The 12,367-nt window shown below is 31.4% G+C and carries 7 protein-coding genes; 4 read left to right on the plus strand and 3 right to left on the minus strand.

Annotated elements, in window-relative coordinates; genetic code table 11:
* Positions 1-40: 40 nt before the first annotated feature.
* Genes GQR97_RS10080 through kduI form a run of 3 tightly spaced genes read right to left on the minus strand, consistent with a single transcriptional unit; the run spans position 41 to position 2,881 of the window.
* Entirely contained in the window at positions 41-1,213 is a 1,173-nt protein-coding gene (locus GQR97_RS10080; RefSeq protein ID WP_158847987.1) for a DUF4861 family protein, read from the minus strand.
* A gap of 10 nt (positions 1,214-1,223) precedes the next feature.
* Entirely contained in the window at positions 1,224-2,015 is a 792-nt protein-coding gene (locus GQR97_RS10085; protein WP_158847989.1) for a gluconate 5-dehydrogenase, read from the minus strand.
* A 23-nt stretch (positions 2,016-2,038) separates the two neighbouring features.
* The gene (gene kduI, locus GQR97_RS10090) at positions 2,039-2,881 is read right to left on the minus strand and encodes a 5-dehydro-4-deoxy-D-glucuronate isomerase (RefSeq protein WP_158847991.1); all 843 of its coding nucleotides are present in this window, start codon (positions 2,879-2,881) and stop codon (positions 2,039-2,041) included.
* A 128-nt stretch (positions 2,882-3,009) separates the two neighbouring features.
* On the opposite strand from kduI, the gene GQR97_RS10095 reads away from it, so the two are divergent.
* The 4 genes from GQR97_RS10095 (at position 3,010) to GQR97_RS10110 (ending at position 12,362) form a co-directional block, all read left to right on the plus strand.
* Positions 3,010-4,026, plus strand: a complete 1,017-nt coding sequence (locus GQR97_RS10095; RefSeq protein ID WP_233267514.1) for a LacI family DNA-binding transcriptional regulator — start codon at positions 3,010-3,012, stop codon at positions 4,024-4,026.
* Between the two features lie 17 nt (positions 4,027-4,043).
* Positions 4,044-5,015 (plus strand): type I phosphomannose isomerase catalytic subunit, encoded by a 972-nt coding sequence (locus GQR97_RS10100; protein WP_158847995.1) that lies wholly within the window; start codon positions 4,044-4,046, stop codon positions 5,013-5,015.
* A gap of 271 nt (positions 5,016-5,286) precedes the next feature.
* Positions 5,287-9,483, plus strand: coding sequence for a two-component regulator propeller domain-containing protein (locus GQR97_RS10105; protein ID WP_199269840.1), 4,197 nt, complete (start codon positions 5,287-5,289; stop codon positions 9,481-9,483).
* 572 nt (positions 9,484-10,055) lie between these two features.
* On the plus strand, positions 10,056-12,362 hold the full coding sequence (locus GQR97_RS10110; RefSeq protein WP_158847997.1) for a fasciclin domain-containing protein: 2,307 nt from the start codon (positions 10,056-10,058) through the stop codon (positions 12,360-12,362).
* Positions 12,363-12,367: the final 5 nt, after the last annotated feature.

Consider the following 12,367-nt stretch of genomic DNA (forward strand, 5'->3'; position numbering starts at 1 on the left):
ATCACTTTATGTAATTATTAAAAGTTTTGAAGATTAATTATTACTTCAAAGTAACTTCTAAAGGTGTATTAATTTGTTTAGAAAACATATCTAAATATGCTTCCCATTCTTGACGATCTTTAAATTGTCCGCTATCACTCCAAGCAAAACCAGAATAATAAACAACTTCATTGTTTACAACTTTTAAATCGGCGTAAGCATTACTTAAGTCTGTTTGATTGGTGTCATACGTTTCAAAACCTAAAAATGTTCCTTTAGGAGCAATAATTGCTGTTCCTAATTCTGTTTCGAAATGTGGTTGCCAATAACTTACCCAACCATTATCATTACTGCCAGAAACTTCGCCATCTTTTTCATGTAAAGTTAAACCAGCAGAAATAGTATCCGATCCTTCAAGGTGCGTAGTGAATTTCGAGAAATTACTTCCTAAATCAAGACTAATAACTTTAGACTCTTTAATTGTTTTTCCATTGGCATCCCAATTAGCATATTCTAAATAAAAACTAGTTCTAAGCGGTCCTGTTGTTATTGTACGCCATTTGGTATAGTTTTTAGAGAAATAGTAAGTTGTGTCTGCTTTTACAGCAATACCACCAACACCACGGCTAACACCAACGTGAAAATTATCACGACCTTCCGGAGAAGCTTCATGATAAGCACCTGGTTTAATAGAATTCTTTTTGTACCATTTATTAATAATTGGATATTCTACTTTTTTCAACCAAGCATCAACACCACTAGAAAGTGTGCCTCCAGGTATGCTATCTTCAATCATTTTTTGGGCAACAGGTCCGTAAACTCGAAAAGCTACTTTATTGTTTTCCCAAGTATAATCGTCTGTACGTTCTGGTACAAACCGAGAATAGCAAAGTTCTTCAGCTTTTGGTTTTTCAGCTTCTGTAACGGATACAATTTCAAACGTTTTTTCAGAATTTGCAGCAATTTTAGGTTGAAATAAAATTTCGTCCATAGTGCCGTCTCCATCATTATCTACGGTTTGCGTTACTTGTAACTGCCCATTTTCAGCATCACGAATACCAACAGTGTTTAAGTCGGTTACATTTAAAAATGCTGCTGTTAATTCAACTGTTTCAAAAGTTTTTTCAAAATCTAAAGTGTTTTTAACAACAATAGATTTTGTGTTTTCTTTTTGATTACAAGAAGAAAGTATAGCTGCACAAAAAATGCCGACTAATATTTTATTTCTATTCATAATATTAAAATTAATCTTCGTTTGAAGGTTTTCCAATAGTAGCAAGAATACCACCATCAACATACACTACGTGTCCATTTACAAAATCACTAGCTTTAGAACTTAAAAAGATAGCGGTACCTTGTAAATCTTCTGGATCTCCCCAACGCGCAGCAGGAGTTCTATTAATAATAAAATCATTAAATGGATGGCCGTCTAACCTAATAGGAGCTGTTTGTTTTGTTGCAAAATAACCTGGTCCAATACCATTGGTTTGGATGTTAAATCTAGCCCACTCTGTAGCCATACTTCTTGTAAGCATTTTTAAGCCACCTTTTGCAGCTGCATAAGCACTAACAGAAGTTCTACCTAATTCACTCATCATTGAACAGATGTTGATGATTTTCCCACCACCTCTTTCAATCATACCTTTTGCTACTTGTTTAGAAACAATAAAAGGTCCTACAAGGTCTACTTTAAGTACTAATTCAAAATCAGCAACTTCCATATCAACAATAGGTGTTCTTTTAATAATTCCTGCATTATTTACAAGAATATCAATAGGTCCTACTTCTGCTTCAATTTTAGCAACCGCTTCAATTACAGCTTTTTCATCTGTAACATCAAACACATAACCAAAGGCTTTAAAACCACAAGCTTTGTATTCTTTTACAGCTTCATCTAATTTATCTTGAGAATTGTTGTTTACAACTATAGTAGCTCCTGCGCCACCAAGTCCTTTTGCCATTGCCATTCCCAATCCGTGAACTGCACCTGTTATTAAAGCAACTTTTCCTGTAAGGTCAAATAAGTTAATCGACATAATTTTTTTTGGTATTTAGTTTATTATTTTAATTCGTTAATTTTACAATGATCCATATCACCATAATCTAAATTCTCACCTGCCATACCCCAAATAAATGTGTAGCTGCTGGTTCCTGATCCTGAATGTACAGACCAAGCTGGAGAAATCACTGCTTGATTATTTTGCATCCAAATGTGGCGAGTTTCTTGTGGTTGCCCCATAAAGTGACATACAGATTGATCTTCTGGTACATCGAAATAGAAATAAACTTCCATACGTCTATCGTGTACGTGAGCTGGCATGGTGTTCCAAACAGATCCTGTTTTTAACTCTGTCATCCCCATTTGTAATTGGCAAACATCTACAACGCTATTTACAATATATTTTCTAAGTGTTCTAGCATTTGCTGTTTCTGGAGCTCCTAACTGAACAACTTCAACATCGTTAATTCCAATTTTTTTATTAGGAAATTCTTTGTGAGCGGGTGTAGAGTTTAAGTAAAACATAGAAGGTTCGCTAGCAGAATTGCTTGCAAAAGTTACTTCTTTGTTTCCACGACCAACATATAAAGCTTCACGGTTATCTAAATGGTAAACATGGCCATCGACAGTAACAATACCAGAACCACCAATGTTGATAATTCCTAATTCGCGGCGTTCAAGAAAATAATCCGCCTTTAATGGGTCTATTGCTTCTAATTTTAATTCTTCTTTTACAGGAACAGCACTTCCTGAAATAAATCTATCATAATGAGAATACACCAAATTCACTTGATCTGGAGACATTAAGTTGTCAATTAAAAACTCATCTCTTAGTCTTGTAGTGTCGTATGATTTAACATCTTGTGGTGACGCAGCATAACGCACTTCATAATTGGTTTTCATAATATTTAGTTTTTATATAAGGTTTTACATTTCTTTAGAAGATGTAAATATAATAAATAAAATCCAAATACAATCGATTGGATTTTGTTATATTTGTCAACACTAAACTAAAATTTTTCAATTTGCTATTGAATAATAAACCTACCATACACGATATTGCTAAGGCGTTAGAAATTGATAGTTCTACCGTATCAAGAGCCTTAAATGATAGTCCGCGTGTAACTCAATCTACAAAAGATAAAATATTAGCAAAGGCTGAAGAGCTAGGTTATCAGCGTAATATGTTGGCCTCTAACTTGCGTAAAAACATTACTAATACCATAGGTGTTGTGGTGCCAAGAATATCGCGACACTTTTTTTCATCGGCAATTCAAGGTATAGAAGAAATGGCGTATTTGGCTGGTTATAATGTTATTATTTGTCAGTCTCTAGAACAATTAGAACGCGAAAAAAAAATAGTTGAAGGATTAGTTGCAAATAGAGTAGATGGTTTATTAATTTCGGTGTCTATGGAAACCATGAATTACGACCATTTAGAAGTATTGAAAAACAGTAATATTCCGCTTATATTTTTCGATAGACATTGCGATATTCCAGGCTTTGTTAATGTGTTAATTGATGATTTTAAAGGAGGCTTTGATGCCACTCAGCATTTAATATCAAAGGGTTGTAAACATATTGTGCATTTATCGGGACCACAAGAATTAGAGATATATAAAAATAGATTTGAAGGCTATAAAGCCGCACTAAAACAAAATAATTTAGTTTTTAATAAGGAATACGTTATTAGTTCTCGACTTATGGAACAAGATGGTTATATTAGTATGCAGAAATTATTAGCGAAAAATATACCCATTGATGCGGTGTTTTCTGCTAACGATTTATCAGCAATTGGTGCTATGAAATATACAAAAGAGCAACAAATAAAAATACCTGAAGATATTGCTTTTGTTGGTTTTAGTAACGAACCGATTTCTAGTGTTATCGAGCCTTCGCTAACAACAATCGATCAATCGGGATTTGAAATAGGAAAAATAGCGACAGAATTAATTTTCGAGCATATTGCTAAAAAAGAAGTTAATCAAGAAGCAAAAACCATATTAATTGATACGCACTTAATTGAGCGGAATTCATCTAAAAAATAAATTTAATACTAAGAAAAATGAAACTTTACCCTTTAAAATTCGAACCACTTTATAAATATAGATTATGGGGCGGTGAAAAATTAAAAACACAACTTAACAAAAATTACAGCGAAAGTAGTATTGGTGAATCTTGGGAAATTTCGGATGTAAAAGGCGACGAAACCCAGGTTTTAAATGGAGAGCTTAAAGGCCAAACGCTAAAAGAACTTATTAAAACCTTTAAAGGTGATTTTGTTGGAGAAGCTGTTTACAAAGCTTTTGGAGAAGATTTTCCTTTGCTTATCAAGTTTATTGATGCTAAAACACCATTATCTATACAAGTACACCCAAGTAATGAGTTGGCGAAAAAACGTCATAATTCCTTCGGAAAAAACGAAATGTGGTATGTTATGCAGGCTGATAAAGATGCTGAATTAATTGTAGGTTTCGAAAAGGAAATTAATAAAACGGAATATCAAAAACATTTAGAAGATGATACTATTTTAAATGTTATGCATCATGAAACTGTTGCCAAAGGCGATACGTTTTACATTCCTACAGGAAGAATTCATGCTATTGGCTCTGGGGTGTTGTTGGCAGAAATTCAACAAACTTCTGATGTTACTTATCGTATTTATGATTATAATAGAGTCGATGCTACTACAGGTAAAGAACGAGAATTACATAACGCTCAAGCTTTAGATGCAATAGATTTTACTTACCATAGCGAGTTTAAAACGAGTTATGAAACTAAAGCGAACACGGCGAACAAGTTAGTGCATTCTCCATATTTTAAAACGAATTTTATTAAGGTTGAAAATGAATTGGAAAAGGATTATTCTAATTTGGATTCTTTCGTGATTTATATGTGCGTTAGCGGAAGTTTAGAAATTAGTCATGCTGATGATACCTATACTTTAAATACAGGTGAAACCATATTGTTACCAGCCAGTATTGATACCGTAAAAATTAAAGCTTCTCAAGCCGATTTATTAGAGATTTATCTTTAACAAATCGAGACATTAGTTAAAAATAATATTAGTAAAGCAGAGTTTTTTATATTAGTAAAAAACTTTGCTTTTTGCTAATATCCAAAAACGCCGTTATCATATTAGTTTAAACTGGTTTTCGTTTTGTATTCGCATTATAAGGTGTCTTTTAGCTTTAGCGAGCCTGCATGGTTTCCAGTTAAATTATCTTTATTTAAACTTAAATACAAATTAACGAAAGTATCGTGTTCAGTAAATTAATAACATTTAGTTGTTGAAATTTCAAATAAAAATGAATTTTAAAAATTATTTTATTGCTTTATTCTGTTTACTAACAAATATTATTGTTGGGCAGAAAAATAATATAAAGTTTGAAAATTTAGATACATTTAGTGGGCTTTCAAGTAGTACCTGTACCGAAATATTTCAGGATAAAGAAGGGTTTCTATGGTTTGGTACTATTGATGGACTTAATAAATATAACGGGTATGATTTTGAGGTATTTAGATCTATTTTAAACGATCCAACTTCTATTAGTAATAACAGAGTAAATGCTATTGAAGAGGATAATGAAGGTAACCTTTGGGTTGGGACAAACAATGGGCTTAATTTATTTAATAAACATACCAATGAGTTTATTAGGATAAATTTGTATAAACAACTGTCGTTGTCAAAGAGTTCTCAAAAAGTAATTAACGATTTGCTTTATGATAGTATAAATAATACACTTTGGGTTGCAACAAATATTGGTATTATAAAAATTCAGCTATATGATGTTAATACCAATGAAGATAATTTTAAATTTTCCCATTACATAAACGATCAAACCAATTTAAAAACTATTGATAATAATAGAGTTAATGTTGTTTTAAAAGATAAAGATAATAATATTTGGGCGGGAACAAATGGAGAACATTTAAATAAGTATAATAGAAAAAACGATAATTTTGATCGTGTTTTAATTGGTGAAAATGAAGCATACGCACTAAACCATATTACTAAAAAAGTATTTATTGATGCAGATGGTGATTTTTGGATTGGTAACGATTTGTCTAATCTAATCTTATGGAATACTAAAGAAAACACCTTTAAACACGTCTCATTAGTAGATAAAAAGGTTCCTATCTACGATATTTATCAAGATAGAAACGGATTGTTTTGGGTATCTACAGATGTTTTTGGTTTGTATCTATTTAAGAAACAAGATGGAGATGTAGAACTACAGCAACATATTGTAAATGATTTTTCCGATCCTTTTTCTTTACCAAATAATAAACCAAGTAAAATTTTTGAAGACCGGAAAGGTGTTTTCTGGATTGGAAGCTATGATGTTGGTGTTAGTAAATTAGATCCCTCGAGTTATTCATTTAAACATTATTATTATAAGGCGAATAAAGCCGATGGGGTAAGCCAAAAGAGTATTCAATCTGTTTTACAAGATTCAAAAGGAAGAATTTGGATAAGCGCCTATAATGGAGGCTTAAGTTTATTTAATGAAAAAGAAGATACTTTTAAGCATTATAGTAGTCGTTTGGATGATTCTAAAACTATAAGTTCTAATAAAATTCTATACACTTTTGAAGATCATCAAGGTGCTATTTGGGTTTGTACCATTGATGGCGGTGTAAATAAGTTTAATCCAGAGACAGAGAAAAGTGAAGCGTTTTTGCACGATGCTAATGATACGTTGTCTATTGGGCAAAGTTCCGTTTGGAGTGGTGTAGAAGATTCTAAAAATAGAATTTGGTTTGGCTTAAGAGATGAAGGTGTTAGTCTTTATAATCCAAAAACTAAGTATTTTAAGAATTATAAAAGTACTTATGGTAGCGGGAATAGTTTAGTTAGTAACTCGATTATAAGTACATTTATTGACTCTAAAGAACGCTTATTTGTTGGTACAGCTCTTGGTTTAAATATGGTGGATTTGAATGAATTTGAAGATTTCATTCCGAGTAATATTAATTTTATTGATGTTAAAGTACATGGCTTAATAGAAGTTGGTGTAAATAATATTACAGAAGATCACTACGGTAATATATGGATAGGTGCAGATAATGGGGTATATAAGTTAGATGAAAATTTAAATTTAATTAAATCCTATTCTTCGCAAAATGGATTGCCAAATAATTTGGTTGTTGGTTTAAAAGAAGATGATAATTTTAATATTTGGATTACAACAAAAGGCGGGTTGTCCTTATTAAATCCAGAAACAGATCAAATTATAAATTACAACACGCATGATGGTTTACAAGGGTCAGAATTTCAAACCCAATCTATAGAAAAAACTACAGATGGTCGCATTATTGTAGGAGGGCTAAATGGGTTTAATATTTTTAATCCAAATGATATCGCCATTCCAGCTTCTGTGGATCTTAAGCCACAAATAAGTAAATTAAAACTAAATAATAAAACTGTTTTTGCTGGCGATTCAATTAATGATAGAGTGCTTTTAAATAAAGGGATATCAGAAACCAAAGACTTAATTTTAAAATACAAAGAGAATTACGTTTCCTTAGAGTTTGTAGCTCCTTATTTTGATAATCCTGAGCAGGTTAAATATGCCTACAGAATGCAAGGTTTGGATAGTGACTTTATTAAATTGGGGTCTAACCGTGTGGTAAATCTCTCTAATTTAGAATCTGGAACCTATAAATTTGAAGTAAAGGCAACAATAAACGGGCAATGGGATACTGCTAAAGTAACTTTTTTAAACATAAAAATATTGCCGCCTATTTGGCGTAGTTGGTGGGCTTATCTTATTTATATTATCATGGGTGCTTTAATTATTAGGTTTTTAATGTATTATTATGAGCTTAAAGTACAAGAAGAGCAAGAGCACGAATTAGACCAAATGAAGTTGCAGTTTTTTGTGAATGTGTCTCATGAGTTTAGAACACCATTAACGCTTATTTTAAATCCGGTAGATAAAATATTATCCAATTTCAACGATAATCCTGAAGTTGTAAAAACATCTGCATTGTCTATTCAACGAAGTGCGCGTCGATTATTACATCTAGTAAATCAGCTATTAGATTATCGTAAAATGGATGTTGGTATGGCTCCACTTCAATTAGAAAAAGGAGATATTGTTAAGTTTAGTGAAGATATTTTTTCGCTTTTTAAAGATTTAGCCTTTAAAAAAGAGATTCATTATAAATTTAATGCCACTTCCGATAAGATCGTTTCTCTTTTTGATTTTGATAAAGTGGAAAAAATAATTACAAATTTAATTTCAAATGCTATAAAATTTACTAATAGCGGTGGTGATATTACGATAACAATTAATAAGATTAATACAAGTAAAAGTAACTCGAATTATTTGCTTTTAGGAAAAGCAAAATCTACAGAATATGTTGAGATTATTGTGGAAGATACTGGTGTAGGATTAGATAAAGAACAAATGCGGCGTATTTTTTCACGATTTTATAATTTAGATGCTTCAAAAGCAGGAACAGGTATTGGCCTTAATTTTACTAAAGGTTTGGTCGAGTTGCATGGCGGTGAAATAGATGTAGAGAGTAAACATAAAAAGGGAACTAAATTTATAGTGAAAATACCTTTAAATATTGATGGTAAGCCGGACGACGTTGAGAATGTTAAAAATGAGTTTTTAATTAATTCAATGAAAGCCGTCGAGTATGATATGTTAATCTCTAACGATAATTTACCAAATGTAAACGAAGATTCTGGAGATGATGAGGATCGTGATGATTCTAACAAACCATTGCTTCTTATAGTTGAAGATAATAAGGAGTTACGTGTGCATTTAAGTAGTGATTTAAGAGAAAATTATAATATTAAGGAGGCAGTAAATGGTGTTGATGGTTTAAAGAAAGTACATAAATATCTACCAGATTTGGTAATAAGTGATGTTATGATGCCTAAAATGGATGGTTTTGAAATGTGTAATTCTATAAAGACAGATTTAGAAACTTGCCACATTCCGGTAATTCTATTAACGGCAAAAACATTGGTGGAAGATAGAATTGAAGGTTATGAGCATGGTGCCGATGGTTATATTTCGAAACCCTTTGTTACCAATGTGCTAAAAGCTAGAATTAATAATTTATTAGAAGCGAAGAAGAGATTGCGTCAGCGTTTTTCTGAAATTGGTGGTGTTTTCCCGTCTAGTGAGGTAACTTCTAATAATTTAGATGAAGCATTTCTTGATAAGGCCACAAAGGTAATTATAGCCAATATTAGCGATATAGACTTTAAACAAGGTGATTTACTGAACGAAATGGGTATTGGTCGATCTCAATTCTATAAGAAGATAAATAGTTTAACAGGTAGTAACCCGAGTAATTTTATTAGAACCATTCGTTTGCGTTATGCTGCAGAATTATTAATAAAAAACAATCATTCTATAAAAGAAATCTCGCATATGTCGGGCTTTAATTCTACGGCATATTTTAGTAAAACGTTTAAAGAATTGTTTGATGTTACTCCAAGTCAGTTTATCGAACAGAAAGAAAATGAAACTGAGTAATTTCTTCCTAGAAATAAATTTAAAAACGATACGTATTTAGAAAATCTAAGATTAAATTTTAATCTTAGATTTTTAAAAGCCTAATAAGATAAAAACTTATTAGGCTTTTTTTATGGAAAAAATGACGCTTTGTTTTTAGTAAAATAAAGCATTATTTTCATATCGAACTAATATTAAAAAATAGGTGAAATATTGTTTTGTTAAACGTTTAAGCAAAATTAAATATGTCAATTTGATAATATGATAATTAAAGCTGTAATTTTTTACGAATAAATAAAATAGATATTTTTTCTTTGTAAGAATTTACAATAAATACCGTTTTTATTGACTTGAAACGGTGTAAAAAGGCAATAATTTATCTCTAAGTAACTATAATTTATACCCTTAATCATCATTGTTTTATATTTTTGTCTTAACAAATAGTTAACATTAATTAACAAATTTTAGCATTTGTGTTTAAATAGCTTTTCTAATTAAAATTGATGGAAAATAAGTTTAAAGATATAAACCGAACCTGATTAAATAACTAAACAATAATTCTAAAATTAATTACAATTAATATGGTACAAAAAATGAAGCATAGAAATAGTATAATTATATTATTTATAATTATGACTACTTTTGGATGTAGACCCGACTCGGAGGAGTTTGCGCGACCGGACAATTTAGCTGGTACAATTTATCAGCAACTAGAATCTATGGGTGGATTTGAAAATTATTTAAAGGCATTGGATCAAACGCCTTATAAAGAGCCTTTAGAAAAAGGAGGATCTTGGACGGTTTTTGCTCCTACAGATGATGCTTTCGAAGCTTATATGACTGAAAATGGAATATCTACTTTTGAAGCTATTCCAGAGCAAACAATACTTGATATTGTTGATTATTCAATCATTATTGACGGGTGGAATACTACAACTTTAACCTATTTTAAAAGTAGATTTTATTTAGGTCAAAGTTTTAGACGTAGAACACAATTTACGGCACCAAATAAAATTATTAATTCTGATGATTACGCTCATATTGATAGATGGGATGAGATAGAGCCAGGAGAGTATTTGATAGAGGATAGTAATGGTAGGTTAAAAACGACTAATTATTTTATTCCATCTTATATGGAAACCAACGGTGTTGAAAATTCAGATTACGATTATATGTTTTCGGGAGAGACTTTTAACGAAGGTGATATGAAGGTTTTTGGAGCTAACGTCTCGCAACAAAATGTGGTTGCAGAGAATGGAATTATCTATGCTTTAGATAAAGTGTTTGAACCTCAAAAGAATTTGTATGATAATCTATCATCGGAAGAATATGGTGATAAATACTCCATGTTTAAAAAAATGTTAGAACGTTTTTCTTACCTAAGGTATAATAGGGATGAGATAAATGAAGAAACCGGTGAAACAGAAGAAATATATAGACTTGTGTTTCAAACAGGAATTGAAAACGACTATTTACCATTCAATCCTTATGATGAAAATTACTCAACAAATATTGATGGAACCGAGGCTCAGGCATGGGGACTATTGGCGCCAACTAATGATGCTTTAGAAAATTATCTAAATGGAAATAGTATTTTAGGTGAATTTTATAATTCTTATGATGATATGCCTTTAGAGGTTTTAGGGAAGTTTATATCGCCTTTTTTCTTTAATGATTATTATAATATTTGTCCTAGTAGTTTTGGTCAGAGTTATGATACAAGTTTAGGTTTAGTGGATTTTAAAGAAGAACATGTTGTAGATAAAAAATTCTGTAGCAACGGTTTTTTTACAGGTGTAAATACGGTTTATACCAATAGTAGTTTTGGAACTATTATGGGACCACTTTTATTGGATCCTAATTATTCAATTATGCTTCAAGCTGTTCAAGGTCTTAAAATTGATACGGCATTAGAAAGTAAATCGGTACGTTTCTCCATGTTAGGCATTAGAAATGATCAGTTTGTTAACGTGGCCGATCCTAATAGTGCCACCCGAACAATTACAGTGATTACAGATGATCCTGAACTTTATGATCCTACTGATACATCTTTAGTATATATACGAGTTGAAGGGGATCCTTCAGGTGGCAATAACCGCGTATACCCAAATCCAGATGATACTTCTACATATTCAGCAGATGTTGCTTATGTTAAAAAAACATTGGAGGATATTGTTCTTAATCAAGTTATTGATGAAGATATCGATTTTAGTTCTGATAATTATTACCAAACTAGAAGTGGCGAGTTTGTTCATGTTTTTGGTGGAAATTTAGCAGAAGGAGGTGGTGATATTGAAAAAGGTGAATCGGCTCTAGTAGAGAATATTCAGGTGACAGACAATGGCAATTTTTATGAAATGAATAGTATTACAGAAAGACCTACAGCTTTCACCTATGGTGCTCTAGAGAATAGTGTTACAGATTTTTCTTCTTTTATAGAAGTTTTAGAAACTGCTGATGCATTAATTACTATTGTAGGTTCTGATGATAAATTAATTAATTTTCTAAACCTAACAAGAACCTTTACATTGTTTGCTCCTAATAACGCTGCTGTGGCACAGGCAATTAGTGACGGTGTAATTGCAGAGCCTAGTACTGTGAGTGGTATGGGGGAATTAGATAAAGCCACAGCGAAATTGAATCTTCTTAATTTTGCTAAGAAACATTTCATTCAACAATCCTTACCTACGGATGGAAAAAGTACAGGAACTTTTTCTTCAATGTATTTCAGTCAAATTATTGATTTCGCACCAGTGTACGATCAGTTTTTAGTTGTTAATACAACATCTTCAATTACCATTACAAATGAAGATTCAGGAGAATCTGTAACAACTAATGGTACTACGAATTTATTGTCAAAAAGAGTCGTAATACATGAAATTAATAATTATATAAAATAATAAAA

This window comes from Algibacter sp. L1A34 (assembly GCF_009796805.1).
Classification (GTDB): domain Bacteria; phylum Bacteroidota; class Bacteroidia; order Flavobacteriales; family Flavobacteriaceae; genus Algibacter.